Source organism: Acinetobacter sp. CAU_H_60, from assembly GCF_058599385.1.
Genome location: NZ_CM178653.1, coordinates 304,070 through 330,214 on the forward strand (window position 1 = coordinate 304,070; position 26,145 = coordinate 330,214).

The 26,145-nt window shown below is 43.9% G+C and carries 27 protein-coding genes and 3 tRNA genes; 13 read left to right on the plus strand and 17 right to left on the minus strand.

Translation table 11 applies throughout. From position 1 onward, the window contains the following. Positions 1–9: 9 nt before the first annotated feature. The 5 genes from AC4MBN_RS01395 to AC4MBN_RS01415 all read left to right on the plus strand — a co-directional run bounded on the left by AC4MBN_RS01395 (position 10) and on the right by AC4MBN_RS01415 (position 4,438). Positions 10–621: a DUF1285 domain-containing protein gene (locus tag AC4MBN_RS01395; protein WP_491880531.1), complete on the plus strand. Its 612-nt coding sequence runs from the start codon at positions 10–12 to the stop codon at positions 619–621. A 49-nt stretch (positions 622–670) separates the two neighbouring features. Beyond that, positions 671–1,549, plus strand: a complete 879-nt coding sequence (gene murI, locus AC4MBN_RS01400; RefSeq protein ID WP_166138033.1) for a glutamate racemase — start codon at positions 671–673, stop codon at positions 1,547–1,549. A gap of 115 nt (positions 1,550–1,664) precedes the next feature. Continuing rightward, the gene (locus AC4MBN_RS01405) at positions 1,665–2,693 is read left to right on the plus strand and encodes a DUF4062 domain-containing protein (RefSeq protein ID WP_491876239.1); all 1,029 of its coding nucleotides are present in this window, start codon (positions 1,665–1,667) and stop codon (positions 2,691–2,693) included. Positions 2,694–2,758: 65 nt separating this feature from the next. After that, entirely contained in the window at positions 2,759–3,772 is a 1,014-nt protein-coding gene (hemH, locus tag AC4MBN_RS01410) for a ferrochelatase (protein WP_491876238.1), read from the plus strand. A gap of 21 nt (positions 3,773–3,793) precedes the next feature. Continuing rightward, positions 3,794–4,438 (plus strand): MBL fold metallo-hydrolase, encoded by a 645-nt coding sequence (locus AC4MBN_RS01415; RefSeq protein WP_491880532.1) that lies wholly within the window; start codon positions 3,794–3,796, stop codon positions 4,436–4,438. Between the two features lie 32 nt (positions 4,439–4,470). On the opposite strand, the gene AC4MBN_RS01420 is transcribed toward AC4MBN_RS01415, so the two are convergent. Further along, on the minus strand, positions 4,471–4,653 hold the full coding sequence (locus AC4MBN_RS01420; protein WP_491880533.1) for a hypothetical protein: 183 nt from the start codon (positions 4,651–4,653) through the stop codon (positions 4,471–4,473). 154 nt (positions 4,654–4,807) lie between these two features. Beyond that, complete coding sequence (locus AC4MBN_RS01425) at positions 4,808–4,984, minus strand: DNA gyrase inhibitor YacG (protein ID WP_419363792.1); 177 nt, start codon at positions 4,982–4,984, stop codon at positions 4,808–4,810. Between the two features lie 84 nt (positions 4,985–5,068). On the opposite strand from AC4MBN_RS01425, the gene AC4MBN_RS01430 reads away from it, so the two are divergent. Both AC4MBN_RS01430 and AC4MBN_RS01435 read left to right on the plus strand, forming a co-directional pair. After that, on the plus strand, positions 5,069–5,713 hold the full coding sequence (locus AC4MBN_RS01430) for a class I SAM-dependent methyltransferase (protein WP_491880932.1): 645 nt from the start codon (positions 5,069–5,071) through the stop codon (positions 5,711–5,713). A gap of 3 nt (positions 5,714–5,716) precedes the next feature. Beyond that, positions 5,717–6,919, plus strand: a complete 1,203-nt coding sequence (locus tag AC4MBN_RS01435; protein WP_491880534.1) for a TIGR03862 family flavoprotein — start codon at positions 5,717–5,719, stop codon at positions 6,917–6,919. An 83-nt stretch (positions 6,920–7,002) separates the two neighbouring features. Here AC4MBN_RS01435 and AC4MBN_RS01440 read toward each other — a convergent pair whose 3' ends face one another. After that, positions 7,003–7,581: a hypothetical protein gene (locus AC4MBN_RS01440; protein WP_491880535.1), complete on the minus strand. Its 579-nt coding sequence runs from the start codon at positions 7,579–7,581 to the stop codon at positions 7,003–7,005. Positions 7,582–7,596: 15 nt separating this feature from the next. Beyond that, complete coding sequence (locus AC4MBN_RS01445) at positions 7,597–8,373, minus strand: class I SAM-dependent methyltransferase (protein ID WP_491880536.1); 777 nt, start codon at positions 8,371–8,373, stop codon at positions 7,597–7,599. A gap of 113 nt (positions 8,374–8,486) precedes the next feature. On the opposite strand from AC4MBN_RS01445, the gene AC4MBN_RS01450 reads away from it, so the two are divergent. From AC4MBN_RS01450 to AC4MBN_RS01460, 3 genes are all read left to right on the plus strand, one after another. After that, positions 8,487–9,758: a hypothetical protein gene (locus AC4MBN_RS01450; protein ID WP_419375064.1), complete on the plus strand. Its 1,272-nt coding sequence runs from the start codon at positions 8,487–8,489 to the stop codon at positions 9,756–9,758. Positions 9,759–9,880: 122 nt separating this feature from the next. Next, positions 9,881–10,075, plus strand: coding sequence for a hypothetical protein (locus tag AC4MBN_RS01455; RefSeq protein ID WP_419375065.1), 195 nt, complete (start codon positions 9,881–9,883; stop codon positions 10,073–10,075). Positions 10,076–10,162: 87 nt separating this feature from the next. After that, positions 10,163–11,116 (plus strand): 2-hydroxyacid dehydrogenase, encoded by a 954-nt coding sequence (locus AC4MBN_RS01460; RefSeq protein WP_491880933.1) that lies wholly within the window; start codon positions 10,163–10,165, stop codon positions 11,114–11,116. A gap of 38 nt (positions 11,117–11,154) precedes the next feature. On the opposite strand, the gene AC4MBN_RS01465 is transcribed toward AC4MBN_RS01460, so the two are convergent. The 6 genes from AC4MBN_RS01465 to glyQ all read right to left on the minus strand — a co-directional run bounded on the left by AC4MBN_RS01465 (position 11,155) and on the right by glyQ (position 17,313). Further along, positions 11,155–11,673: a hypothetical protein gene (locus tag AC4MBN_RS01465; RefSeq protein ID WP_491880537.1), complete on the minus strand. Its 519-nt coding sequence runs from the start codon at positions 11,671–11,673 to the stop codon at positions 11,155–11,157. A gap of 108 nt (positions 11,674–11,781) precedes the next feature. Further along, positions 11,782–12,261 carry a hypothetical protein gene (locus AC4MBN_RS01470; protein WP_491880538.1) on the minus strand — a complete coding sequence of 160 codons (480 nt, stop codon included), beginning with the start codon at positions 12,259–12,261 and terminating at the stop codon, positions 11,782–11,784. Between the two features lie 235 nt (positions 12,262–12,496). Continuing rightward, entirely contained in the window at positions 12,497–12,886 is a 390-nt protein-coding gene (locus AC4MBN_RS01475) for a hypothetical protein (protein WP_104426657.1), read from the minus strand. Positions 12,887–13,213: 327 nt separating this feature from the next. After that, the gene (locus tag AC4MBN_RS01480) at positions 13,214–14,185 is read right to left on the minus strand and encodes a hypothetical protein (RefSeq protein WP_491880539.1); all 972 of its coding nucleotides are present in this window, start codon (positions 14,183–14,185) and stop codon (positions 13,214–13,216) included. 69 nt (positions 14,186–14,254) lie between these two features. Continuing rightward, entirely contained in the window at positions 14,255–16,324 is a 2,070-nt protein-coding gene (glyS, locus tag AC4MBN_RS01485; RefSeq protein WP_491880540.1) for a glycine--tRNA ligase subunit beta, read from the minus strand. Then, positions 16,324–17,313, minus strand: a complete 990-nt coding sequence (gene glyQ, locus AC4MBN_RS01490) for a glycine--tRNA ligase subunit alpha (protein WP_005232423.1) — start codon at positions 17,311–17,313, stop codon at positions 16,324–16,326. The genes glyS and glyQ overlap by 1 nt, the downstream gene beginning before the upstream one ends. Positions 17,314–17,627: 314 nt before the next feature. Between glyQ and AC4MBN_RS01495 the strand changes: the two genes are divergently transcribed. Together AC4MBN_RS01495 and AC4MBN_RS01500 are read left to right on the plus strand one after the other, a co-directional pair. Then, a complete protein-coding gene (locus AC4MBN_RS01495) occupies positions 17,628–18,455 on the plus strand; it encodes a transglutaminase-like domain-containing protein (RefSeq protein WP_419375040.1) in 828 nt (275 codons plus the stop codon). A gap of 199 nt (positions 18,456–18,654) precedes the next feature. Further along, positions 18,655–19,764 (plus strand): HPP family protein, encoded by a 1,110-nt coding sequence (locus tag AC4MBN_RS01500; RefSeq protein WP_067728170.1) that lies wholly within the window; start codon positions 18,655–18,657, stop codon positions 19,762–19,764. Between the two features lie 71 nt (positions 19,765–19,835). On the opposite strand, the gene AC4MBN_RS01505 is transcribed toward AC4MBN_RS01500, so the two are convergent. The 3 genes from AC4MBN_RS01505 to AC4MBN_RS01515 all read right to left on the minus strand — a co-directional run bounded on the left by AC4MBN_RS01505 (position 19,836) and on the right by AC4MBN_RS01515 (position 22,566). Then, positions 19,836–21,245, minus strand: a complete 1,410-nt coding sequence (locus AC4MBN_RS01505) for an SLC13 family permease (RefSeq protein ID WP_419363773.1) — start codon at positions 21,243–21,245, stop codon at positions 19,836–19,838. A gap of 85 nt (positions 21,246–21,330) precedes the next feature. Beyond that, positions 21,331–22,113 (minus strand): sulfite exporter TauE/SafE family protein, encoded by a 783-nt coding sequence (locus AC4MBN_RS01510; RefSeq protein ID WP_419375038.1) that lies wholly within the window; start codon positions 22,111–22,113, stop codon positions 21,331–21,333. A 180-nt stretch (positions 22,114–22,293) separates the two neighbouring features. Continuing rightward, the gene (locus tag AC4MBN_RS01515) at positions 22,294–22,566 is read right to left on the minus strand and encodes a PspC domain-containing protein (RefSeq protein WP_419363769.1); all 273 of its coding nucleotides are present in this window, start codon (positions 22,564–22,566) and stop codon (positions 22,294–22,296) included. A 250-nt stretch (positions 22,567–22,816) separates the two neighbouring features. Here AC4MBN_RS01515 and AC4MBN_RS01520 point away from each other — a divergent pair, with 250 nt between their 5' ends. Beyond that, positions 22,817–23,503, plus strand: a complete 687-nt coding sequence (locus AC4MBN_RS01520) for a hypothetical protein (protein ID WP_491880541.1) — start codon at positions 22,817–22,819, stop codon at positions 23,501–23,503. 158 nt (positions 23,504–23,661) lie between these two features. On the opposite strand, the gene AC4MBN_RS01525 is transcribed toward AC4MBN_RS01520, so the two are convergent. The 4 genes from AC4MBN_RS01525 to AC4MBN_RS01540 all read right to left on the minus strand — a co-directional run bounded on the left by AC4MBN_RS01525 (position 23,662) and on the right by AC4MBN_RS01540 (position 26,006). Further along, a tRNA-Lys gene (locus AC4MBN_RS01525) sits at positions 23,662–23,737 on the minus strand. 57 nt (positions 23,738–23,794) lie between these two features. Continuing rightward, positions 23,795–23,870 (minus strand) — tRNA-Lys (locus tag AC4MBN_RS01530). Between the two features lie 21 nt (positions 23,871–23,891). After that, positions 23,892–23,967, minus strand: a tRNA-Lys gene (locus AC4MBN_RS01535). Between the two features lie 197 nt (positions 23,968–24,164). After that, on the minus strand, positions 24,165–26,006 hold the full coding sequence (locus AC4MBN_RS01540) for a long-chain-acyl-CoA synthetase (RefSeq protein WP_419363766.1): 1,842 nt from the start codon (positions 26,004–26,006) through the stop codon (positions 24,165–24,167). Positions 26,007–26,145: the final 139 nt, after the last annotated feature.

The window sequence follows — 26,145 nt, forward strand, 5'->3', positions numbered from 1 at the left end:
CTTCTTTATATGAATAAGTCAGCACCCGAGAAAAATCCGACGAAAAAAGTAGCTTCTAGCGATGATAAAAATTTAATGGATATCGCACAATACTTAAAAGATGCACAGAGCAGTCACAAAAGGTCAATCCCGCCTTTGGATCAATGGCATCCAAAGCATTGTGGGGCAATGGATCTCAAGGTTTTGGCCAATGGAGAATGGTGGCACGAAGGTCAATTGATCAAGCGTCAGCCGATGATAGACCTGTTTTCAACGGTACTCTGGAAAGAAGAAGGAAAATTCTACCTAAAGACGCCAGTTGAAATGATTGAAATCGAAGTTGAAGATGAACCTCTGTTTGTGAATCAGGTCGATCAGGTCGAGATCGAAGGCAAGACTTACCTGCAACTGACCACCACGACCCAGGACCTCATTATTGTCGATAGTGAGCATCCTATCTTTATGCGTCAGTATCAGGATGAATTGCGGCCTTATGTGCATGTTCGGTTTGGAATCAATGCGCTGATTCAACGGTCTGCTTTTTTGCATCTGGTGGGAATGGGCGAGCTTGGTGAAAATGCTGCTGGAGAGACGATTTTAAGCTTGAAAAGTGGTGATTTAGACTTGCATTTAAGCACCTGAGGTTTAAGCTTTGTTGCAAGGTCATTTGAAACAAGCAACTAGCAACGTTATGAGCGCTATCCAACCGATTTATCCCTTAGTAGATCCCATGCCTAAAGCCAGTGCTGATGCACCTATCGGGATTTTTGATTCTGGTGTGGGAGGATTATCGGTTGCTTTGGAAATTGCCCGGTATTTGCCCAATGAACGCTTTGTCTATTATGCCGACACGGCTTACGTACCTTATGGGCCCCGTAAAGATCAGGAAATCCGTGACCTGACTGCGCGAGCGATTGAATGGCTGTATCGTGAAGGCTGTAAAGTTGCAGTCGTCGCCTGTAATACCGCCTCTGCATTTAGTCTGGATTATTTACGTGAGCATTACGGCGAAAACTTTCCGATCATTGGACTGGTGCCAGCGCTTAAACCTGCAGTCCTCAATACCCAATCCAAAACGGTGGCCGTCCTGGCCACACCTGCAACCTTTCGTGGCCAGCTAATTAAGGATGTCATGACCCGTTTTGCCGAGCCGGCACAGGTCAAAGTGATTCCAGTGACCTGTCTGGATCTGGTGCCTTTTGTAGAAGCCGGTCAGCAGATGAGTCCTGAGTGTCTGGCGACATTAACTCAGATTTTACAACCGGTTGTTGATCAGGGGGCTGATTATTTAGTGCTAGGATGTACACATTACCCCTTCCTAAAATCGTCAATTCAGTATATTTTTGGTCAAAAGCTGACATTAATTGACTCAGGATTCGCGGTTGCGAGACAAACGGCCCGAATTTTGATCAAAAATGGGTTATTATTTGAGCATGAGTGCAAGGACAGTCTAAAAATCCGACTTGTGGTTAGTGGTCAAAATGCTGAACAGCTCCAGCCGATTTTAGGGCATCTGATTCCAGCCGATATTAAATGGCAGGTCAGTAATATGGAGACAGAAGTCAGCTAGGCGACCGTCACTCATCTTATAATTTTCAAAGATATATTTTTATACTGGGGTCGTCATATTGTGTCAGGGCAGGGTTTAGCCGGCCAGATCAATGTGCAGTAAAAGAGGATAATCAATGCTCGATAAACGTTATCAGGTGTTTATCTCCACCTCTGGTGCAGAAATGCAGCCAGAGCGGATCATCTTGTCACAGACTTTGGTCGGCATGGGTTTCTTTTCCTGGGGGCTGGAACAACGCACTCCTTTAAATACTGCATTTGCGCGTCGCCAGATTGATGACTGTGATTATGTGGTGATTCTGCTGGGAAGCCAGTATGGTGAGCAGTCGGTTTCCGGTGTGGGTTATATGCACCTGGAATACATTTACGCTGTGACCAAGCAGAAACCGATTATTGTGTTTATGCATGAAGATCCGGCCTCACGTGATTCTTCATTGCACGATACCAAACCTGAATTACAGGAAAAATTTAAAGAATTTCGTCAGTTATTGCAGCAGGAAGCTGATCAGGTCTTTTGCTATCGCACCCTGCGCGATCTGGAAATGGCGGTGCGTTTGAACATGCCGCAAATGCTGGAACGTTATCCGGTAAGTGGCTGGGTACGTCCGCAGAATACTCAAGCCTTGCATGACGAGATTGACCAGCTCAAAGCCAAAGTGGCCCAACTGGAACGAGATGGCGGTACGCGTGAAGTAGACCCTTTCCTGAGCTTACCGAAAGTGTCTATGCATGAAGTTTTCTCTTTCGAATACCGTATGCATGCTTATCAGGATGGTAACTTTAAAGAGCTGAAAGTTCAGAAGAGACTGACCTGGGCACAATTGCTGGCTATTCTTGGCTCTACCTTCATTAATCCAACGCCGGAGGAATTTTTCTCCAAGCGTATGAATGAGTATTTGAATGAAACCGGTCTGGAAGATGCACGAGCGGAAATGCCGCGTGCACATGCTGTAGCCCGTGCCCAGATTAATATCCGTGCCCTACATAGCCTGAAATTGCAAATGCGCCAGAACGACTGGATTGTACCGTCGGGCCGTGATGACCGCCAGCGTCTGCTTTGGCAGATTACATCTAAGGCACAGAAACTGCTGGACAGTAACTTGCTGGATAAAGATCGTACTTTTCAATATAAGTCAGTGTATTAATCCATATAGAGAATAAGTAAAAAGCTGTTAAAGTAAGCGGGTTGATACCACGACGGGCGTACTGCATGTTTTCTACAGCTAAACCGAAAGTTACGATTATATTGGCAAATTTAGGCACACCTGATGCACCGACTGTGCCGGCAGTACGCGATTTCCTGAAGCAGTTTTTATCTGATCAGCGTGTCATTGAAATTCCCAAGCCGATCTGGCAACTCATCCTGCGTTTATTTATTTTACCGTTCCGTCCCAAGCGGGTTTCCCGTGCCTATGCACAGGTCTGGGGTCAGGATTCACCGATGCGTGAGATTCTGCTGCAGCAGGTGAGTCAAGTAAAGGCCAAGCTCATTGAACAATATCCGCAATTTGAACTGAATGTGGTGCCTGCCATGACCTATGGCAATCCCAATATTCAGGCTGTCCTTGATCAGATTTCGGCTCAACCCCAAGATCACATTATTCTGTTTCCATTATTTCCCCAGTATTCAGCGACCTCTACCGCGCCTCTGTATGATGCAGTCGCAAAATGGGTGCTGAAACAGCGCAATTTACCTGGTTTGTCGATTATCCGCGATTATTATCAACACCCTTTATTTATTCAGTCACTGGCGCAAAGTGTTCGGGATTATCAGGCGATTCATGGGCAGCCGGAAAAACTGTTGATGTCATTTCATGGTATTCCACAGCCCTATGCCGATAAAGGTGACCCCTATGCAGATCGTTGCCGAATCACAGGCAAATTGGTTGCAGAAGCTTTAGGTCTATCTGAAGATCAATATGCAATTAGTTTCCAGTCCCGGTTTGGTAAACAGGAGTGGGTTAAGCCTTATACGGATGCCTTAATTGAAGAGTGGGGCAAACAAGGCGTGAAATCAATTCAGGTGATGAGTCCGGCTTTTTCGGCTGACTGTCTGGAAACACTGGAAGAGCTGGCGATGGAAAATGGGGAGACCTTCAAGGCCAATGGCGGGGAAAGTTACAGTTATATTCCGGCTTTGAACAATCGTGAGGATCATGTGCAATTGCTCAATACGCTGTTACAGGCTAATCTTGAAGCATTGAACCAGACGCTTGCCTATTAATTTTTTGAGGTTTCTTATCCTATGTTACAAGTCAAAATTGTTCCTGTGACTGCATTTCAGCAAAATTGCTCGATTCTTTGGGATAGTGACAGTAAAGAGGCTGTTTTGATTGATGCAGGGGGCGAACCTGAAAAATTAAAAACGGAAGTAGAAGCACTGGGCTTAACGGTCAAGGCTTTATGGCTGACTCATGGTCATCTCGATCATGCTGGAGCAGTTGGTGCTTTAAAAAAAGCTTGGGGTGTGCCGGTGATTGGTCCGCATAAAGAAGATGCATTCTGGTTAGATATGATTCAGGAAGTGTCTGCCCGTTACGGTTTTCCGATTCCGGAAAAAGTAGAAGTCACGCAATGGCTGGAAGGTGGAGAGGTTCTCAAACTGGGTGATGAAGAGTTTGAAGTACGTTTTGCTCCGGGTCATACCCCAGGTCATGTAATGTTCTATAACAGGAACCATGCTTTGTTATGGACAGGGGATGTACTGTTTAAAGGCTCAATTGGACGGACAGATTTCCCACGTGGAGATCACCAACAGCTACTCGATTCGATCCAGCGCGAATGTTTCAGTCTGCCGGATGAAACCCGGTTTATTTCAGGACATGGTCCGATCAGCAATATTGGTTTTGAAAAGCAGCATAACCCTTTCGTTGCGGGAAAAGCGGGTTAAAGTAGGTAAAAAGATCAGCCTAGCTGGTCTTTTTATTTGCTAAAAGGATTATTCAAAGACTGACGGGTTTGTGTATAGATCAGCCAGGTCATAATGGCAAGCAGAACTCCAACGACAATAAATAAGCCATCCTGCTGGAAAATTCCTATTCCTAATGAAAATATCGCAAGTATTCCTACCCCAATTAAAATGATCTTTAGAATAATGTAGCCCATATTCTTGCTCTAAAATAATGTGATATTTCTGCGTAAGAACATAGTATTAAACTGGCATATGTACTGTTAACTTGTGTTGGTTTTCTACAGGCCTTTTATAAAAATCATGTGATTATTTAGGATATGCTTAAGGCGATAGGATATTTTAAAAGGTTCAGTCTTCTTCAGAAGATTCAGCCGCTGGAGCATCTTGGGTCGGCAATTTATATTCCTCACTGGCCCAAGCGCCTAGATCAAGCATTTTGCAGCGCTCCGAGCAGAAAGGACGAAATTCATTATTTTCCCAAGTGGTCAGTTTGCCACAGCGTGGACATTTTAAAGTGGTCGACATCAGCGCACTCCCTAGAAAAATAAAGCTTCGATTAGGCAAATATAACTGCACTTGTTAGACTTATACAGTTTTTATTAGTTTGATCTGATTATGTCGATTCGTCAATTTCAAGCACAGCGTATGCATGCGCCTCGTGATTTCCAAAGTATCAGTTCTGAACCGGTTTGTGTGGAAATCGGTGCGGGCAAAGGTAAACATGCTTTGCTCTTTACTCAGACCAATCCGAACAGCAAGCTGATTGCGATCGAGCGAACTCGAGAAAAATTTTTAGCTATGCAAAAACAGCATGTGCTGGAAGGACAACCGAATTTACAAACGGTTCATGCCGATGCCTTGCCGTGGATTGTGCATGCTCTCTATCCAGCGCAAGTCGAACAGTTTTTTATTTTATATCCGAACCCTGAGCCGCATAACCCGGCACAGCGCTGGCTGAATATGCCATTTTTTGAGTTTTTATTATCGCGTTTAAAAACTGGTGGCACGATTACTTTAGCCAGCAATATTCCTGAATATATTGAGGAAGCAGAACAGCAGGTTCAAAACTTGTGGAAGCTGCCTTTTGTTAAAGAAATCATTGGCCAAGACTCGGCAAGAACTCATTTTGAAATTAAATATCTAGAGCGTGGTGAGTTGTGCCAGCAATTGATTATTAGTAAACCGGAAGGCTATACAACACGTTTTGATGAGTTTCAGCCGCTACAAGGGCAGAATGTGAGTTCAGCGGAATAAGCCATGACGAAGCGCGTTGCAATTGTAGGTGCTGGCCCGGCAGGCTTGATGGCTGCAGAAGTTCTGAGCCAGTCTGATTATGAGGTGCATGTTTTTGAACAGAAGCCTTCGGCTGCACGCAAATTTCTGATGGCTGGTAAAACCGGTCTAAATATTTCTCATGCTGAGCCAGTCGAGCAGTTTGTGCAGCGTTATGATCAGGTGAACTGGTTAGAACCTTGGATCAAACGCTGGGATGCGATATGGATTCAAAACTGGATGAGAGACCTCGGCATTGAGCCTTATATCGGTTCATCAGGTCGGGTCTTTCCTACAGAAATGAAGGCCGCTCCACTATTGCGTGCCTGGCTAAAACGTCTGATCGAGCATGGCATCCAATTTCATTATCGCCATCAAATTCTAGATCTAAAAAATCATCAGCTACAGATTCATGATTTAAAAAATGATTGCGCATTCACAGAAAACTTTGATGCGATTGTTTTGGCTTGTGGTGCAGTGTCGTGGTCAAAACTCGGCAGTGATGGGAAATGGCAAGCATGGCTTGATTGCAGCGAGATTGAACCTTTCCAAGCCAGTAATGCGGGTGTGGAATATCCATGGTCCAAGTTTATGCAGCCGATCTTTGGCCAGCCCTTAAAACGGGTCGAAGCTTGGGGTGAGGGTGGCGACAAGACTAAGGGTGATATTGTGATCAGTCACTATGGTCTGGAAAGTGGTCTGATCTATAAACAGGGTCGGGGACTGCGTCAACAGCTGAAACAGGGCCAGCCGATGCAGCTGAATCTGGATCTTTTTCCGGATCAAACCGTAGAACAATTAGCTAAAAAATTACAGCCAAGTAAAAAGCAATCTTTAAATAATATCTGGCGGAAAGCAGGTCTGGATGGTGCAAAAGCTGCTCTGGTGCGTGAACTGGTACCAAAACCGCTTTGGCAAAATGCTCCTGAATTAGCACAGCAGATTAAGCAATTGAAAATTCCTTTAACCGGTTTCCGTCCTATACAGGAAGCGATTAGCTGTGCAGGTGGCGTTAAACGCGAGGTTCTGTCAGAGCAGCTTCAGCTTAAATCCAATCCACATGTGTTCTTATGTGGTGAAATGCTGGACTGGGATGCGCCTACGGGTGGTTATTTGCTGACAGCCTGTTTTGCCACTGGACGTGCAGCCGCAGAAGGGGTGCAGCACTATCTGGCTCAAGCTCAATAATACGCATTCTTCAGAAAGTGAAAGTTAAATCTCAGGACTGCATATAAAATTTCAGGAAGCATCTGCTTCCTGAAATGTATTATTTATTGTGCTGGGGCTTTATTTGCAGTGATCATCTCTGGATATTGCGAACGCCAGCGTTCCAGTTGCTCTTGGGCATGTAGATATTTGCCCAGACCTTTTACATTTTCACTGGCTTCATTTACGGTAGTGGCCTGAGATTTCGGACTATTCACCAGTTTTTCCTGATGTTCCCAGTATTGATACATCAGACCCTGAATATAACGGCCTTGTTCAGTTTTAAGCTCCAGATCTTTGAGCATATTTAGCGAAGACTGGACATGATCGCGTTGACGTTGCTGGACAAATTCCGGAGTCAGATTGTCATCATTGCGCATGCCATTGAGTTCAGCTTCCAGATCCGCGCTCATTTCCTGAAAACGTTCTTCATAGTCATTCAAGACAGCAATATCATGGGGATCATCTTCCGTTTTAGGGAAGTTTTTCACGGGTCCAGTTTTCAATTCCTGCATGATTTCCTCTGATGCAGAGTCTTCTGTTGTCTGCTGTTCTACAGATTGTGAACTTTTCTGGTCACAGGCCATCAAAAACATGGCGGCAGTGAAAAGTGCAGTTCGTGACATCAATTGAATCGTGTGCATGATTGAATCCTGTTCCTAATTATTTTTCTTGAATACATAAACATAGGTGATATAAGGGAAATTAATCATATCTTCTGCACCCTTGTCCGTATAGTTTTTGATAATTTGTTCGAATTGCTGCTTGAGCTGCTGTTGCTGTTCTTTTGGTAGTGCGGCAATAAAGCTGGTCGACAATAAGCGTTTGGAAACCACCTGTTCGACAGGGCCATGCTGTAGCTGGCACATTTGCGTTTCAGCATAAGGCTGAAAGAGATTCTGTTCTTCAAATACCTCACGCCAGGCACCACTATGATAGCGTGGCGTATCACCTTCCAGTGGTGCAATGCAATCTGCCAGGGCTTTGACCCAGTCGACTGTAATATCTCGTTGGTTCCAGACCAGTACCAGAAAGCCTTGAGGTTTAAGTACCCGATCCAGCTCCTTTAAGGTCTCAAGATTGGAAAACCAGTGAAATGACTGTGCACAAAACACGGCATTCACGCTATGATCGGGCAGGGGAAGCTGGTGGCTCATCCCTTCGAGGATATGAATATCCGGATGTGCCAGTTTTAACTGGGCCAGCATCTCAGGAACAGGATCAATGGCGGTGATGTGGCTGCTGAGTGGAAGCAAATAGGGAATAAATTTACCTGTTCCTGTTCCCAAATCAACAAGATCTGCATCTACAGGCAATGACAGTGTCTCGGCAAGCCATGGGCTAAGATCTGCCGGATAGTCAGGGCGTACCTGCTGATAAAGCTCAGCCGCTGCACTAAACCCCTGTTGAGCTGCAGGATGCAGTGATTGTGTCATATTTTGCGCTTTTTAATCTTTTTCATCGATATAAAATAGCATATTCACTTTTTCGGCCATATTCATTGAGTGAATTGTTGCCGAAAAGTTAGATTCACCAGCACGGGAAAGTTATGGATAAGCAGATTGTTTTTGAAGATGAGCATATACGCGCAATTTTTATGCCGGGGTCATCTTCAGAATTGATTTTTTCATTTGGAGATTTGATTACCCGTGCCAAGGGCTTGAGCATCAATGCCGAAAAATCATTAGCGAAATTTGAATTTAATGTTTTGGGAATCATGCCCAAACATAAATCCTGGTTTCCAAAAAGTTCCATGTGGAACATGTTGCAAGCCATTGCCGAGCTGATTGCGCCGTTTCAGCAGCGCATTGCCTATGGTGGTTCTATGGGTGGCTATGCTGCGATTAAATATTCCAATTTGCTGAATGTTCAGCGAGTGGTCGCGATGGTGCCGCAATATTCGATTGATCCGGAAGATGTCGAAGATGCCCGCTACAACATGTTCTACCAGCCCGAGCTGAATGAAGGCATGCGGATTGAGGCAGAAGATGTCAGTCCGGAACGGGAATATATTCTGGTTTATGACCCGTATTGTACCGAAGACCGGGCACATTACCTGAAACTGGAAGCCGTACTTCCGCAGCATCATGTACTGCATCTGCCATTTACCGGCCATGATGCCATCGCCGTTCTGGCCAGTTCCGAGCTGCTGTATGACTTTTTATTGCATGAATATGATGAAAGTTATTTCTACCAGAAAATGCGTCGGGTCAAGAAAAACAGCAAGTTCTACTATCGCAAGGTGATTGAGAATATCTTGCCGAGGCATCGTTTTGCTTTAGGACGTATCCTGAAAAATAATGACCTATTGCTGGATACTCAATTTTTCGATGCGGCGCAAAAACAGGTGATTTTGCGTGAATTGCTGAGTAATAAACAGGTGGATCAGCAGGATCTGCTCAAGCTTGGGATTCACGTTAATTTGCCGCAGGAAAAGCGTCAGTTATTGCTGGATGCCTATGGACATGCACTGGTCTTTAACGTCATCAGCAACAAGATCGAAAGCTATACCGGTGATGCGATTGCACTGAACCATAAATTCCTGATTCCAATTTATGCCAAAGGTAATGGCTTGCTGACCATCAATCTGAATGATGAGCGCTATCTGGTGGTAATGAATGACCGGCATATCATGAAACTGGTCAAGGAGCAGGATGAATTAAATGTAGGCATGCATCCGATTATCATGAAACGCTATGCTGATTTTTATATGTTCAGCTATAAACATCTGAATTTGCATACAGATGAATACGGCGCCTCCGGTTTCGTTGACGTAAGTGACAAAAATACACAGTTTGTGACACGAAGTGAAATGAACTAACCTAGAAATTTATCTAAAAAACAAATACTTGACTTATATTTGCTAAGGCCTAATATGGTCTTAGGCGGTATGAAAAATAGTCACACCGCTCCCGGTTGTTTATATGACAAGGGAGTAAATATATGCAATCCATACAAGTTTCAAGTATTTGTTTTATTCTTGGACTGATGCTGCCTAATTTTGCACACGCGGAAAGTGTGCATCCTGCAGTGATCTTGCTCAGTTCTTCTCTTATTTTTCTGATCTTTCTGAGTGTATATGTGATTTATAAGGTGCGCCGTTCTCTGCGTAACCATATTGATAAGCCTGTAGATTAACCACTTCTGACAGTAAGTTGCTTGAAAACCCTGCAGGACTTGTTTTAAATGGCAGAATAATTGTCTAACAAAATTGAGGGTCAGGCCGTGAAAGCCGTATATTTGGATTATGCTTCTCTGGATCAACAGGATCTCGACTTTCAGGTGCTGCATGGCGTATTTGACGAGTTAAAGTTATATCCTGCAACTTCTGCGGCTGAGCTTTTGGCACGTGTCCAGGATGCCCATGTCATCATTACCAACAAAGTCATGGTGAATGCCGAAACCATTCAGCAATGCCCTCAACTGAAACTGATTTTAATCTCTGCAACAGGTACCAATAATGTCGATCTGGCAGCCGCCAAAGCGCGCGATATTGTCGTATGTAACTGTCAGGCTTATGGCACTTCCGCCGTTGCTCAACATACCCTCATGTTAATGCTGAATCTAGCGACTTCTTTCCTGCAATATCAGCAGAAAGTACAACAAGGCGAATGGCAAAAAGCGACTCAATTCTGCCTGCTGGATGCACCAATTGTAGAACTGTCTGGCAAGACCCTCGGTATTCTCGGTTATGGCGAACTGGGTAAAGCTGTGGCGAAACTGGCTGAAGCTTTTGGCATGAACGTCATTATCGGATCATTGCCGAACCGTCCGGGTGATACCTCACGTGTCCCATTTGCTGAGCTATTGCCACAGGTTGATTTCCTGAGTCTGCATTGTCCATTGACTGAAGATACGCGTGACCTGATCAGCCATGCCGAGCTGGATGCGATGAAACCAAGTGCATTTTTAATTAACTGTGCACGTGGCGGAATCGTTGATGAACAGGCATTGGCTCAGGCCTTATGCGAAGGCAAAATTGCCGGTGCTGCGACGGATGTACTTACCGTGGAGCCACCAAAAGAAGGCAATGTATTGCTCGATGCCTCAATTCCCAACCTGATTGTCACACCGCACAATGCCTGGGGCAGCGTTGATGCCCGTCAACGCATTGTGGATCAGATGGTAGAAAATGTAGCAGCCTTTAAGCAAAGCCGGCCTATCCGTCAGGTAAATTAAAAACTGCCAAATAAAAACTAAATGCTGATCAAATTCGATCAGCATTTTTTTCGATTTTCTGGCGTAATGTATTTATCTAATAGTTTTAAAAATTCACTCTGAACCAGTGCAGACCTAGGGTTAAATATAATCTCCTGATAGACGCGCTTAAATTCGGGTACCCGTTCATCAGGACGCTTGTCATAAGATGTTCGATAATGGGTTTCAAACATATAAATCAGATGATTCTGCGAGAAATAAGCCGTTCGATAGCTATAAATGTCATCTCCCTGAGCCCCGATTCTTAATTTACACATATCCTTGATCTGATACAGGTCGGCATTATTGCCAGAGGCGGGTCTAAATTCAGCTTCATCGAGGTTTTGAATATGCTGGATTTTTTCGCCTTCGGTTTTATGGTTATAAGGATTCGCACTAGACAAGCTCGGGATGGAGGATAATTCATCATCAATCGCAGCAATTGAGGTCACGGTTTCACCTGAAACCAGTAAAGTGATGTATAGAATGGCTACGCCACACAGAATGCCGGCGATAAAGCTGAGGAGAATTTTTTTCATTTTTATTATCTTCTCATGATTTTATTTGAGTTCAGTCTAAAGAAAGACTCAACTATCTTCAATGCTTAAAAGAAAAAGCCCGTAATGGGCTTTTTTCAATGCGATGATTTAAAGATCATCTACTGCATAACTGGTCGCTGTACCGGAACCTGACTGGGGTTGTGATACCGATGAATTTTGAGTTGTGGTAGATGGTTGGCTCAAAGGCTGCTGCACGATCGGTGCCTGTTGTGAATTGCCACGCCAGACTTCTCGGGTCTGCTGAATTTTCTGACCCGTTTGCTGTGCTGCCTGAGTCGCACCCTCATCTACTTTCTGGATGGTATCTGATGCCGCAGACTTGGTATTGCCCCAGGCACGATCTACACCCGGTTTGATTTTGGCAATGCCTTTTTCAGTGACTTCACCTACTTTTTCAGCGGTATTGATAACACCTTCCTGTGCTTTATAGGCAAACACATGCAGCAGGTTCGGATTTTCACCATAAGGCGCAATCGGTTTAGTGGTCTGAGTAGTTTCGGTCTGTGCAAATGCAGGTGCGCAGAACATTAAAGCTGTCGTTAAAATAATTGGGGTTTTGATATTCATTATGGATCGACCTCGAATTCGTCAAAGAGCGGTCTGAGTTTGGCTTTCAGTGTAACGGATAATCAGCCAAAAACAATGAATAAGCTGTGAAGAGAGTATAGGTTCAGCGTAGTTTGATGCGAGGATTTTATAATTTTTAAGAGGAAGAAAGAGCAGATCAAATCAGAAGAAAGATTAAATTTCTATTCATTAAAATAAATAGCCCCATTTTCATCATAAAAACAGGGCAATTTATTTAGTCACATTGAGTCAGGGCATCTTTAGCAAAATGATTGCGCAGGGTCACAAAGTTCTTTTGTACCGCCGCATCATGCAGGTCAAATTTTTGTGCTGTGCTGGTTCCGTCGCGCTGGAAAGTCGCAGAGCCGGCATCAATCAGGGTCAGGCCTTTAAATGACCATTGCTCAACTGAACGGTTGTTGCCGATGTCGCCAGTAAATTCAATCACGCATTTGTCGAGGAATTTGGTCAGTTTCGCCTTATTGTTGGTGGTTTCTGGAATAACTTCGAGATTTTGTACTTCCTGTAATACACCTAGTTCCAGTTGTGGAATGGTGGGTTGAGATGTACATGCTGTAAGTGCGATACCCGCAAGAGTCGTCATAATGAGTGTTTGAAATTTCATGCGCTTCTTTCTTGTTGAGTGTTGTTGAGATGAGTATATGAAATATATAGGGATATGCCTATAGTTTTTGAGCTTAAGGGCTAAGGTGTATGGTCTGTTTTTTTTCGTGCATAGTTATATAGGATCACCAAAACGGTGATCATAATAAAGCTAAAAAAATGTAGCCAAAAAGTACGTTGAATCCCTGCAAATACTAAAATTTCAGTGATGATTGGGGGGATAATACCAATCATCAAATATTGAGGTATTGAAAGGGATTTTCTATTTTTCATAGTTTTATTGTGATCTTATGGGAGATGTAAAGATCAGCTAATTTGACCTTTGACCTTAAGTAATCAAGCCTGAAGGACCGATTCGATCTTCACTTAAGTAATATTCACCTTTGTAATTTAGTAAGGTTAAAATATATTTTCTTAATAGATTACTTACATTATGGAAATCATTTTCAGCTTTTTCAAAGTAATTCTCATGTCCAAATGGAAATACTAAGCCCTCATGTATCAGATCGTTTCGATTTTTAAGGGAAAACTTAACCATAGGGTTGTCTCTAGATATTCCAATGTCTTCAAACATGCGCCTAGTCATTTCTGCTGAACCAACTTGCCCGAATTTTTTATGTATATATTGTTTCGTTTTTCTGGTAGGCGGGAAATAATTTTCTAAGTCTTTAGGTGCAACATCTAAAGCAGGATAATCTTTATGTGAAAAATATCCTCTAGAGTATTTATATCCTTTATCTAAGGCAAATGTCTGCTTCAAATTTTCTATAGCAACGTAGTGAGAAATTAGAGAAATCTCATAAGCTAATGATGGGCGATATGCCTCACAAATATAGCCAAAGATTACTGTTAATTGTCTTTTCGATTTTAGTTTTTTAAATGTTGGATAAACTTGCTCAATGAAGTATCTAATGTCTTGACCTCTATTTTCTATGATATTGTTTTTATTATTTATAGTACCTAAAGTGCTATGCCAATGTTCTCCGCTATCGTATTTATAACCAGCTCTGCAAACATATGATTGCTGACAAAATGAAAGTAACCAACAAAGATCATCAATAATTTGTAATATAGATTCAATTTCCGTGGATTGAACATTCAGTATTTTTACTACTGTTGTGATTTTTTGCTGGTTTAGAAATTTATATTGGTTAAAGTGAATATCAATTTGTTTGAATTCAAAAGTATAACCGCCACATTTAATAAAAGTAGTATCTAATACGCTTCGTCCATTTACTGAATCAGAGCATTCTTCTCCCACCATGAATAAATTAATGAGAAATATTTCTAGTTTTTGCATCGTATTTATATATAGAAAAACCCCACTAATTTATAGCGGGGTTTTATATACTTTACAACTAATTAAGGCTTAGTGCTGAAGCACTGAAATATCTGCAACTTTAGTGAACAGGTCACGTAGCTGAGCAAGCAGACGTAAACGGTTTGCTTTTAGTTCAGCATCATCCGCCATCACCATTACGCCGTCAAAGAACGCATCGACTGGCGCACGCAGGGCTGCCAATGAAGACAACGCAGCAGTGTAATCTTTAGAAGCGAATAACGGCTCAACCACTGGTGTGATTTTCGCAAGTTCAGCAAATAATGCTTTCTCAGCATCTTCCACCAGATTTGCTTCAACCACAGCACCTTCAGGCGCAGCTTCTTTAGCCAGAATATTCGCCACACGCTTGTTCGCAGCAGCCAGTGCAGCAGCTTCAGGCAATGCACGGAAGTGATTTACCGCATTTACACGCTTGTCAAAATCAAGCGGAGATTTTGGTGACAACGCTTGAACAGCCTGGATCACGTCAACATCAACGCCTTGGTCTTCGTATTTCGCACGGTAACGTCCTTCAAGGAATGCAACTGCATCTGCCAAAGTCTTGTCGTGGTCTTTTAATACATCGCCATAAGCAGCTAAAGCCAGCTTGATCAGGTCTTCGATTGAAACATCAAGCTCATTTTCAGTCACCAGACGCAGGATACCAATGGCAGAACGACGTAGCGCAAATGGGTCTTTAGAACCTGTAGGTGCCTGACCAATACCGAAAATACCAGTTAAAGTATCTAGACGGTCAGCAAGCGCAATCGTTGTACCAGTTTTAGTCTTAGGTAGAACATCACCCGCGAACTTAGGTAAGTATTGCTCACCTAAAGATTCAGCCACTTCATCATTTTCACCTTCAAGACGTGCGTAGTAAGTACCCGCGATCCCTTGAAGTTCTGGGAATTCACCCACCAGCTCTGAAGTTAAGTCGCATTTTGCAAGCAGGGCAGCTTTTTCAGCATCTTCAGCTTTGGCACCTGTAATCGGAGCAAGTGCGACAGCCAGTTTGGCAATACGTTCAGACTTGTTCCACAAAGTACCCAGTTGTGCCTGGAATACCATGTTTGCCAGTTTCTCTTTACGAGAAGCCAGTGGCTGTTTCTGATCTTGCAGGAAGAAGAACTCAGCATCTGACAGACGCGGACGAACCACTTTCTCGTTACCTTCAATAATTTGAGTCGGATCTTTAGACTCAATATTTGAAACGGTAATGAAGTAAGGCTGTAATTTGTTTTCAGCATTTACCAGACAGAAATACTTCTGGTTGTCCTGCATCGTAGTGATCAGCGCTTCTTGAGGAACGGCAAGGAAGCGTTCTTCGAAGCTGGCACGTAAAGCTACAGGCCATTCAACAAGAGCCGTTACTTCGTCACGCAGATCAGCAGGAACAATGGCAATCGCATTCACTTCATCAGCCAGTGCTTTGACTTGCTGGTCGATGATCGCCTGACGTTCTTCAAAAGAAGCAATTACTTTCGCAGCGCGAAGGGCATCCAGATAAACATCTGCATTGGCTAGGATAATCGCTTCAGGCGCATGGAAACGGTGACCATAAGTCACGTTGCCTGCTTTGTGATCCTGAATGGTTGCATCAATCACATTGCTATCTTTTAACAACACCACCCATTTCACCGGACGAACAAATTCAGTACGGCTAGCAGCAGAACGCATACGTTTTGCGATTGGCAATTGATCCAGAGCATGTTGCAGAATTTGTGGCAGTAAAACGTCCAGACTTTGGCCTTTCACGTCTTTCAGGTAGCAGACTTTTTCAACTTTACCGGCCTGGAAAGTAGAAACCTGATCAACCGTAATGCCTTGACCGCGCATAAAGCCTTCAAGCGCTTTGGTCGGTTTGCCTTCAGCATCATAAGCCGCTTGAACAGCAGGGCCGTCAAAACGTTTTTGCGTATCGGCCTGAGCTGCATCAACATTTACGATTTTAAGTGCCAGACGACGTGGCGCGGCATAAGCTTCGATTGCGTCGAAAGCCAGACCCGCATCTTTTAAGCCTTTTTCAGTTTCAGCTTTTAAAGCGTCACGTAATTTTTTCAGGCTTTTTGGTGGAAGTTCTTCACAGCCAAGTTCAAATAAAACTGTATGTTTAGACATTATTTGTTCTCCGCTGATTTTTCTGCTTGAGCCGCTTCTGCTTCTACTTGAGCTTTAAGCTGAGCCAGGACTTCGTCACGTAGGTGAGGTTCTGCCATTGGGAAACCAAGTTTCGCACGTGCAGCCACATAGCTGGTCGCAATTGAACGTGCCAGAGTACGCACACGCAGGATATAACGCTGACGTTCAGTCACGGAAATCGCGCCACGCGCATCCAGCAGGTTAAAGCTGTGTGATGCTTTAATTACTTGCTCATAAGCTGGCAGTGGCAGTTCAGCTTCGATTAAACGCGTTGCTTCAGCTTCGTAGAAATCGAACAGTTCGAACATTTTTTCTACTGGTGCATATTCGAAGTTATAAGTCGATTGTTCTACTTCGTTTTGATGGAACACATCGCCATAAGTCACAGTACCAAACTGACCTTTGGTCCAAACCAGATCGTAAACTGAGTCTACACCTTGTAGGTACATCGCCAGACGTTCAAGACCGTAAGTGATTTCGCCAGTAACTGGGTAGCATTCAACACCACCAACTTGCTGGAAGTAAGTGAACTGAGTCACTTCCATACCGTTTAGCCAAACTTCCCAACCTAAGCCCCAAGCGCCCAGTGTTGGAGATTCCCAGTTATCTTCCACGAAACGGATGTCGTGAACTAAAGGATCAATACCGATCGCTTTTAAAGAATCCAGGTAAAGCTGCTGGATATTGTCCGGGTTTGGCTTAAGCACAACCTGGAACTGGTAATAATGTTGCAGACGGTTCGGGTTCTCACCATAACGGCCATCTTTCGGACGGCGTGATGGCTGAACATAAGCAGCATTCCAGGTTTCAGGACCTAGCGCACGAAGGAAAGTTGCAGTGTGGAATGTCCCTGCACCCATTTCCATGTCGTAAGGCTGTAACACGACGCAGCCTTGCTCCGCCCAGTAGTTTTGTAAGGCAAGAATTAAGCCTTGGAAGGTATCAATATGCGATATGGCGCGACTCATGGTCATCCACTTAAAATTAGAGAAAAATTGTGCTTGATTATAAGGATTTTACAGGGGAGTGGCAAAGGGTTAATACGCTGAAAATATTTTGGAAAAAATTAAAATAGTCTTTATTCATGCCAGATTTTGCGCGGCTTTGCTGCAATTTTATGCTGGATTAGCAATGGGATGAGATCCAAAAATCAGGAATAAATCAGATGTATAGCATCCTGTTCACTGAAGCGCGATAAAGTTAAACTGATCTCATACGATTGCGGTCTTAGAATTAGTTTAATCTTCACACAATATAATAATGCCTAATAATAAGGAACTTCATGACCACTTACCAAATTCAGTGCCATTTAAAATACAAGATTGTGCAACCTACCGAATTTATTTTTATGGTTCAGGTCGCCCATCATCCCGATCAAAATATTTTAGAAGAACAGCTCACCATAAATATGCCGGTCAAGTGGCATGAATTTCGGGATGCTCAGCATCAAAACCGCCATATCCGGTTGCAACTCGAACCTTGTAAAGCATTTGAACTGAATTATAGCGCGACAGTTACCCGTCAGCCGAGCATTCCGAATGATCTGAGGCAAAACTTGAGTGAAGTCAAAATTCCAGACCTGCCGGATGAAGTCCTACCTTATTTGCTGGCCAGTCGCTATTGCAATTCAGATTTATTACTAGAAATGGCAAAACGTTCATTTGGCTGGATGACGCCCGGCTATACGCGTGTAAAAGCCATTGAACAGTGGATTTATAACAATATTTCTTATGTCTCTGGCTGTTCTGACCAGTTTACGACTGCGACAGATGTGCTGGTCCACCGGGCGGGGGTATGCCGTGACTTTGCCCATTTAGGCATTGCGCTGTGCCGTGCTTTGGGCATTCCGGCACGCATGGTGGTCGGTTATGTGGAAATTGAAAAGTTTTTACCTGATTTTCATGCCATTTTTGAAGCCTATCTGGAAGGAGGATGGGTGCAGTTTGATCCGACCCGTTTAGCTCCGGTCGACGAGCTGATTCGCATTGGCACCGGGGTAGATGCCGGAGATGTGGCTTTCTCAACCTATTATGGACAGGTCGAGCTGCTCAAAATCGAACCTCTGATTAAACCGGAATGCGATAGTCGCGTTGAGACTAAAATCACCTGACATGAATTATCTTATTGAAAATCCTCTATAGAGATTGAACAGTAAAATAGGACTAGATGGATGACTGTCGCCTGGAGAGAGACTTGGCTTTTTAAACAGCATCCATTTAAGTTTGATTAAAAGATATAAAATGAATACATCTTTAAAGCGACTAGTTTTATAATGCGCAAAATCTGTAAACATTAAAATCAGGCGCGCCGTGTTCCATTCCAATCTCGACTGGCTCAATACCTTAAAACCAAATTTTAAAGTTCTTCCACTCAAAGACCGTTTACTCTGCGGTATTGGGGCACTACTGGGTCTCACGGTATCGTCATTACTGAGTTTATGGATTCTGGGTGATTTTGAAGCCTGGTATATCGCGCCGATGGGGGCCTCGTCTGTGCTGCTGTTTGCAGTTCCGGCCAGTCCTTTGGCACAGCCCTGGAATATTCTGGTAGGTAATACTATTGCGGCTGTAGTCGGTGTAACCTGCGCCTTGTTTATTGCCAGTCCAACTGAAGCTTTTAGTCTGGCGGTGGCCTTGGCCATTATCCTGATGATGACCACAGATTCCCTACATCCACCCAGTGGTGCTGTGGCCATTACCGCGGTACTCGGCGGCAATGCGGTCCATGAACTCGGCTATGCTTTCGTTTTCTATCCGGTGCTGCTAAATTCAATTTTATTGATGGTGATTGCGATTGTCTTTAACCGAATGATTGGCAAGCGTTATCCGCAGCAGGCGCAATTAAATACCCGTTCCAAAGATCCGACCCCGACCCAGAAAGTCACCATCCAGCCACAGGATATTCAGGAAGTACTGGATCAGCAAACCGAGCTGCTGGACATCAGTGAATATGACCTGCAAAAGATTATTCTAGAAGCGCAGGACCGAGCCAATGCCCGTGCGGTCAACCAGTTCACCTGTCAGGACATTATGACCAAAGATGTGGTGACCCTGCATGCCAATGATGACATTCAGCATGCACTGGATAAATTTAAAGAGATGAATCTGATGAGCCTGCCAGTGGTTAATGCGGAAGGTAAGCTGGTAGGAACGCTGGCCATGTATCAGGTGGTAGAATGGTTTAAACGTGCTGCAGATGTGCGCAGCAGCTGGGAACATCAGGTCAAACATATTATGACCCGTAAAGTGGTCACTGTGCAGCCATTGCAGCCGATTCAGGATCTGGTGCCCTATTTTGTGGAGCGTTCCTTTAACTATATTCCGGTAGTGAGCGAGCAGCGTCTGGTCGGAATTATTAGCCGCGCAGATATTATCGCTGCCCTGAATCAGGAACTGAACCATTTTAAAATGAGAGCTTAAAACTGTTTGGGATTGTCCTAAAAAAAGCACCCTCGGGTGCTTTTTTATTTGGAATCTGGATTTATCTCAACTTAGATAAAGAACCAGTAAATAAACAGGGAAACCAGCACCACACACATCACATTCAGGACAAAGCCGACTTTCATCATCTCTCTTTGAGGAATATGGCCGCTACCGAATACAATCGCATTCGGTGGGGTGGCTACAGGCAACATGAAGGCACAAGAAGCACCGATCCCGATCACAATTACCAGAATTTCTTTAGGCATACCCATCTGGTCGGCAATGGCCGCAAAGACCGGAACCAGTAAGGCAGCCGAGGCAGTATTACTGGTCAGTTCGGTCAGGAAGATGATGAAGGTTGCCACCACAAAGATAATCATTAAAGGCGAGGCATCACCAAAAGCATTTGCCAGTGTTTGACCTAAAACCAGAGAACTGCCTGAATCCTTCAAGACAGCACTTAAGGTCAAGCCGCCACCAAACAGGTAGAGCACACCCCAATCGGTATTTTCAGCAACCTGTTTCCATGTAGCCGTACCCAGAATCACTACCATACAGGCCGCCAGAATCGCGATCCAGGTATCGGGCTGTGAAATGCCGAAATTTTCAGTCAATTTTTTACTGAAAATCCAGGCAGTCGCGGTACAAAGGAATAAAATCATGGTGGCAATACGGGTCGTGGTCCAGGGAATATTTTCAGTGACAAAATTCACCTTATGATTCAGTTTTGGACGTAGCACCAGATACAGGCTTACTAACATTGCCGGCAGGATAATGAACATCATTGGCAGGCCGACTTTCATCCAGTCAGCGAAGTCATAACCGAGGGCTTTGGCTGCAATCGCATTTGGTGGAGAACCAACGATAGTGCCCAAGCCACCAATACTGGCCGAATAGGCAATCCCGAGCAGAATAAACACAAAGGTTTTACGATCTTTTTCAACATCCAGATGCGAAAGTAAACCCAGCGCTAGGGGCAACATCATGGCTGCGGTGGCGGTATTGGAAATCCACATCGACAGTGCAGCAGTCACTAAAAATATGGCCAGTACCGAAGCACCAAGATGTCCACCGGAAAGCGAGATAATCCATGTGGCAATTTTCTTATCCAGTTTCTGGATATGTAGCGCCGAGGCTAGGGCAAAACCACCAAAAAACAGGAAGATAGTGGGGTCTGCAAAAGTAGTCAGTGCTGCTTGTGTGGTAATTGGTTCCAGTTCATCGCCTTTGGCCATGGGCATGGCGAGGACGACTGCCAGTATGGGTACCAACAGGGCAGTAATGGTGATGTGAATCGCTTCGGTCAGCCATAAAATGGCGATAAAGGTCAGTAAGGCCAATCCCTTATTGGCATTTTCGTCATAAGGCAAAATATGATACAAGCCATAAGAGATCACTGCAGCGATCACAATTAAAATCCAGCCTTTGCGAATTCCTTTTGGCATGGCATCAGTCGGGGTGCGTAAAGGGTCGTTCATACAACCTCCTTGCTCAACTTTTTTATTTAAAAAGCGTTTTTGAAATTCTTATAAAAGTAAATATGTGGTTTGATTAAAAAAGATATTATTTAAACAGTATAGTAGAGTGTTGTAATAATCCCACACTTTGCCAAAGTGCGTAAATCCCCAGTCCAAATAGAAAAAACAGCACTAGATATTTGAAATGTTGCTGGGAAAGTCGATGCCGTATTTTTCCCCCTAACCAGACGCCGATGAGTGCAAATAATGTGATTCCGAGCAGGATATGTCGCTGATGGGTTTGCAAAGAAATGAGGATCGGGAAAAGTAAGGTCAGCTGAACCAGCTTGCTGGCAATAAAGTTGAGATTACTGATAATCACAATATCGGTTTTGGAGAGCTGACAGCTAAGCAGATACATCATCAGGAAGGGGGCCATGGCGTTGGTTGCGCCTCCGATCATGCCAGCCAGTAAACCGAATCCCAGCATACTGAGCTGGCTGCTACTGACCCGAAGCGGAGTAGAACGTAACTGATCCAATACATAGAAAATAATCACCAGACCCAGCAATAATTTAAGATAGCCTTCATTGATCCAGATGAGTAGTTTAACCCCTATCACGCTACCGACCAGACTGCTGAGCATGAGTGGCCAATAGCGTGAGGCATAATAGCGAATGCTCTGCAACAGGCTATGTTTTGGATCACTATTGAGCATCCAAAGATTCAATAACAGGCAGGGGAGAATCACCAGGGTGACTGCTGTACTTAAGGCATATTCACTGGATAAGGCAGCCGTACTCAGCATAGGAAAGCCAAAGCCACTGACCCCATGCAGTAATGCCGCGATCGCACACAGCCAAAGCACAATCCATTCTGCCTGCGTCATCTGAAATCCATTTCAAGAATAAAGCATCAACTTATCCTGAATAGGCGAGCAGGGTAAAGCATAAAATGGTAATAAGACCAAAACCTAAAAATCAGGCAAAAAAAACCACGATCTTTTGGGGGAAGGACCGTGGCATAAAAATTTCACCATATGAATATTTAGGTGAAAGAGGAAACGATTTTATCGGTAGTCTTTATCCTGATTTACTGTGCGCACAGGATGTTCATAATCAGTTCTACTCGCGGCATAATCAGGCATAGAATTCTTTTTTGGCATCACTAACCATAGAACCAGATAAACTAAGATACCCGGGAAAGCAGCACTCATGACCGAAATAATCACGAAGATCAAGCGTAATAAATTTGCGTTCCAACCAAAACGTTCAGCAATACCACCCATTACACCTGCAATCATGTTTGAGCGGTTAGAGCGATATAAACCAACATTGGCCATCCAAGTCTCCTGATAGAAAAAATAAGGTTGAGTCTAAAAAATGACTCGTATTTATAAGAATGGAGTTTTATCTGAATTTTTAAAGTATCTATTGAAAATAAATTCGTTAAGTAATGTTACGGGAGATTAAATAATCCTTAAAAAATCACTAAGATCATAAAAATTCCATTGAATTCATTATTAAAATTTATAATTTTTCAGTGAGTCGTCTGCCTATATAGATGTGCACCCCTTCAGGTATGTTTTTAAAATGAAATCGAATGTATCGCATCATTTAAGTGGTTTGTGCCGGCTTGGATTTGTGTTGGGAAGTGTTGCAGGACTGATTGCCTGTGATGACCATCAAAGCAAACCCTTACCTGATACTACGAAAACTTTGGCACAAGATGGCGTAGTCATCTCCGCTGCCAACGAAAGTTATGATACCCGTAATGCTAAATCGCTCACCCAGACTGCAACCTATAATGCATTGCCTGTAGAACCAAATGTCGATCCTAAACCTTTACCGGATTATGCCAAAAGCTATGTCGGGCGTTATCTTACCCAGATTGATTGTGACGGGCGGTTTGCACCTTGTACGGAAGGGAAGTCGGTGTTTATTTTGACTTTATTGCCAGATGGTACAGTGCATCGCAGTATCGTGCATTATGGCAAAGTCTTTGTGAATAATTCCAGACGGGTTCAGACCGAAAGCAATGTGACCTATCGTAAGGATCGCTGGACGATTAATCCGGAACAAACTGAACTGATCGTGGACCGTAAAGAAGGAGCAAAGTTCTACTATATGATTAAAAGCCCAACCCATCTGGTCATGAATCTGGAAAAAATTTATGACGAAAAAGAACGGGCAAACCAGCAATTATTTGATCAGGGTTATCCTGCGCCTTCTAAAGCGTATGAGCTGGTCAAAGATTCTGAATTTAAAATCACTGAATAAAAGCGATAAAGTCTCTAAAGAATTTAAAAACAGCATAAATGAAAATGGCGATTTTAAAATTGTCAGGATGAACTGCGCTTAAATAAAAAGAATGAACTGAATAATATAGGAAATATTATAAGAATATTGAAAGAAGAAAATAAATATAGAGGGGAGAATGGTGGGCCGTCCGCGACTCGAACGCGGGACCAATGGATTAAAAGTCCACTGCTCTACCAACTGAGCTAACGGCCCATTCGGGTAATCAAAGTAGCTTTGATTGAAGTTTCTAAAAAGAGATTTTAGAAATGATGGTGGGCCGTCCGCGACTCGAACGCGGGACCAATGGATTAAAAGTCCACTGCTCTACCAACTGAGCTAACGGCCCATCAGGGGATATCAAATTTAATGGTGGGCCGTCCGCGACTCGAACGCGGGACCAATGGATTAAAAGTCCACTGCTCTACCAACTGAGCTAACGGCCCTGAACCAACAATTAAGCAAGGCTTAATCGTGCAGTGCAAGAGAAACTAAAAAGTTCTGAAAGCACCACTTTGTTTGATGGAGCGTATTGTAGCAAGATCTCATTGCAGCGCAAGTAAAAAATAACAAAGTTGCCTATGTTTGATTATAAATACAACAATTCTGCTTTATCTAAACAAAAAATAGGCAACTTCAGCACTTAGAAACGATATTGATAGGCTTGAATGTTCTCAAAAATTTCTTGAGTCAGTTCACAATATGCATCGCTCCCTGGCAATAAAACCAGCAGGCGTTCATCGGTCTTGTTTGGGTCAAAAGCCTGTTCTTTCAGTTTGTTTTTCTGATACTTGAAGGTACCGGTCGTTTCTACCTGCTTTTGAATGCGTAAAAAAACCGGAACTGCATATGCAGGCAGACAGCGTTTAAAGGTGCTGACCATATTTTTCAGGTCTTGCTCATCCAAGGTGCTTCCCGGTTGCAGGGTAATCGCAGCCATGCCGGCACGGCCATTGGTATTCGGAATTTCTACGCCATAAACCACAGCTTCGATAATTTTGTCATACTCGGTCAGCATGTTTTCGACTTCAGTCGTTGAAACATTTTCACCTTTCCAGCGGAAGGTATCACCGAGACGATCAACAAACTGGGCATGACGGAAACCGATATTACGTACCAGATCGCCGGTATTGAAGTAGGAATCGCCTTTGCTGAACACGTCATGCATGATGACTGCCTTGTTCTTTTCCGGATCGGTATAGCCATCGAAAGGGGAGCGGCGGGTAATTTTACCAATCAATAAACCGGTTTCACCTTTTTTCACCCGTTTGCAGCGACCTTTGGCATCACGCACAGGCTCATTTTTATCTTTATCAAATTCGATAATGGCATAAGGTGTTGGTGAAAAACCAACAGTATTGTCAAAGTTAAAGACATTGCTGAAACCGACATTACCTTCACTTGAGGCATACAGTTCCAGTACTTCCTTGATGCCAAAACGGGATTTGAATTTATCCCAGATATTCGGGCGCATGCCATTACCAATCATCTTGGTAACGCGATGGCCTTTTTCCAGTTCAGACGGTGGCGCATCCATCAGGTAGCGGCAAAGTTCACCGACATAACCAATCGCAGAAGCATCGAACTTTTTGACATCTTTCCAGAAGGAAGAGGTAGAGAATTTACGGCGGATGGCAAAAGTACTGCTTCCGGCAATGACTCCACACCAGCACACCACAATGCCTGTCGCATGATAAAGCGGCAGGGTGCAGTACATCACATCATCTTTATTCAGGTTCAGGACGTGGCCATAGGTGCCATAGGCGAGTGTCCAGCGGCTATTGGTAAAGACCACCGCTTTAGGTAAGCCGGTGGTACCTGAAGTATAGATATAGAACAGGCCGTCTTTGCCTTGTACTAAATGCGTAGTCGGTGTATTGAATTTCGGGAACTGGTCAATCTGTTCTGCCAGGTTAATAAAACCTTCAGGTGCCTGTCCGGCATTTTCTTGTGTATTCTGATCGGCAAACCAGTGGAAACGGTCAGCAGCAATATTGAGATCATGACGGATTTCATCAACCGCAGCCCGGCACTCTTCACCGACAATGACCGCAATCGGTTTCACCAGATTAATACTATGTGTCAGGACTTTGCCGACCTGAGAAGTATTCACCAGCGCAATCGTGATGCCCAGCTTGGCTAGACCAATCACGCTGGCAATAAACTCCGGACGGTTCTCGACCATCACGGCCACCACATCACCTTTCTGTGCACCGAGAGAGAGGTAGAAATGTGCGATCTGGTTCGCCCAGCCATTTAGGTGAGCATAGGTATAGGACTGATCCTCAAAACGTAATGCAATACCTTCAGGATTACGCTGTGTTGCTTTTTCAAAAGCTAAACCCAGGCCTGCGGGCGTATTGGGAGTACGTAAATAAGCCTGTCGCAGTCCGTTCAGCAGATTAGGGACCTTACTGATGAAGGCAGGGATTTTGGCTGCGACATCTGCAATGCCAATAAGATCGGGTTGGTTCGTCTGGGTCATGGGCGTCCTATTATTTTTCGTATCCAATGCGTTTAATTTATATGCAATAAACGGATGATAGCCATCTTTTAGCGTGTTGAAACTAGAGTAATCAACCTATTCTGACAAAATCTAGCAAAAAAAACCTAGCCACCGAAAT

Coding starts and splice junctions, on each gene's coding strand:
- AC4MBN_RS01395 (WP_491880531.1), top strand. CDS start 10: ATGAATAAGTCAGCACCCGAGAAAAATCCGACGAAAAAAGTAGCTTCT.
- murI (WP_166138033.1), top strand. CDS start 671: ATGAGCGCTATCCAACCGATTTATCCCTTAGTAGATCCCATGCCTAAA.
- AC4MBN_RS01405 (WP_491876239.1), top strand. CDS start 1,665: ATGCTCGATAAACGTTATCAGGTGTTTATCTCCACCTCTGGTGCAGAA.
- hemH (WP_491876238.1), top strand. CDS start 2,759: ATGTTTTCTACAGCTAAACCGAAAGTTACGATTATATTGGCAAATTTA.
- AC4MBN_RS01415 (WP_491880532.1), top strand. CDS start 3,794: ATGTTACAAGTCAAAATTGTTCCTGTGACTGCATTTCAGCAAAATTGC.
- AC4MBN_RS01420 (WP_491880533.1), bottom strand. CDS start 4,653: ATGGGCTACATTATTCTAAAGATCATTTTAATTGGGGTAGGAATACTT.
- AC4MBN_RS01425 (WP_419363792.1), bottom strand. CDS start 4,984: ATGTCGACCACTTTAAAATGTCCACGCTGTGGCAAACTGACCACTTGG.
- AC4MBN_RS01435 (WP_491880534.1), top strand. CDS start 5,717: ATGACGAAGCGCGTTGCAATTGTAGGTGCTGGCCCGGCAGGCTTGATG.
- AC4MBN_RS01440 (WP_491880535.1), bottom strand. CDS start 7,581: ATGCACACGATTCAATTGATGTCACGAACTGCACTTTTCACTGCCGCC.
- AC4MBN_RS01445 (WP_491880536.1), bottom strand. CDS start 8,373: ATGACACAATCACTGCATCCTGCAGCTCAACAGGGGTTTAGTGCAGCG.
- AC4MBN_RS01450 (WP_419375064.1), top strand. CDS start 8,487: ATGGATAAGCAGATTGTTTTTGAAGATGAGCATATACGCGCAATTTTT.
- AC4MBN_RS01455 (WP_419375065.1), top strand. CDS start 9,881: ATGCAATCCATACAAGTTTCAAGTATTTGTTTTATTCTTGGACTGATG.
- AC4MBN_RS01465 (WP_491880537.1), bottom strand. CDS start 11,673: ATGAAAAAAATTCTCCTCAGCTTTATCGCCGGCATTCTGTGTGGCGTA.
- AC4MBN_RS01470 (WP_491880538.1), bottom strand. CDS start 12,261: ATGAATATCAAAACCCCAATTATTTTAACGACAGCTTTAATGTTCTGC.
- AC4MBN_RS01475 (WP_104426657.1), bottom strand. CDS start 12,886: ATGAAATTTCAAACACTCATTATGACGACTCTTGCGGGTATCGCACTT.
- AC4MBN_RS01480 (WP_491880539.1), bottom strand. CDS start 14,185: ATGCAAAAACTAGAAATATTTCTCATTAATTTATTCATGGTGGGAGAA.
- glyS (WP_491880540.1), bottom strand. CDS start 16,324: ATGTCTAAACATACAGTTTTATTTGAACTTGGCTGTGAAGAACTTCCA.
- glyQ (WP_005232423.1), bottom strand. CDS start 17,313: ATGAGTCGCGCCATATCGCATATTGATACCTTCCAAGGCTTAATTCTT.
- AC4MBN_RS01495 (WP_419375040.1), top strand. CDS start 17,628: ATGACCACTTACCAAATTCAGTGCCATTTAAAATACAAGATTGTGCAA.
- AC4MBN_RS01505 (WP_419363773.1), bottom strand. CDS start 21,245: ATGAACGACCCTTTACGCACCCCGACTGATGCCATGCCAAAAGGAATT.
- AC4MBN_RS01510 (WP_419375038.1), bottom strand. CDS start 22,113: ATGACGCAGGCAGAATGGATTGTGCTTTGGCTGTGTGCGATCGCGGCA.
- AC4MBN_RS01515 (WP_419363769.1), bottom strand. CDS start 22,566: ATGGCCAATGTTGGTTTATATCGCTCTAACCGCTCAAACATGATTGCA.
- AC4MBN_RS01520 (WP_491880541.1), top strand. CDS start 22,817: ATGAAATCGAATGTATCGCATCATTTAAGTGGTTTGTGCCGGCTTGGA.
- AC4MBN_RS01540 (WP_419363766.1), bottom strand. CDS start 26,006: ATGACCCAGACGAACCAACCCGATCTTATTGGCATTGCAGATGTCGCA.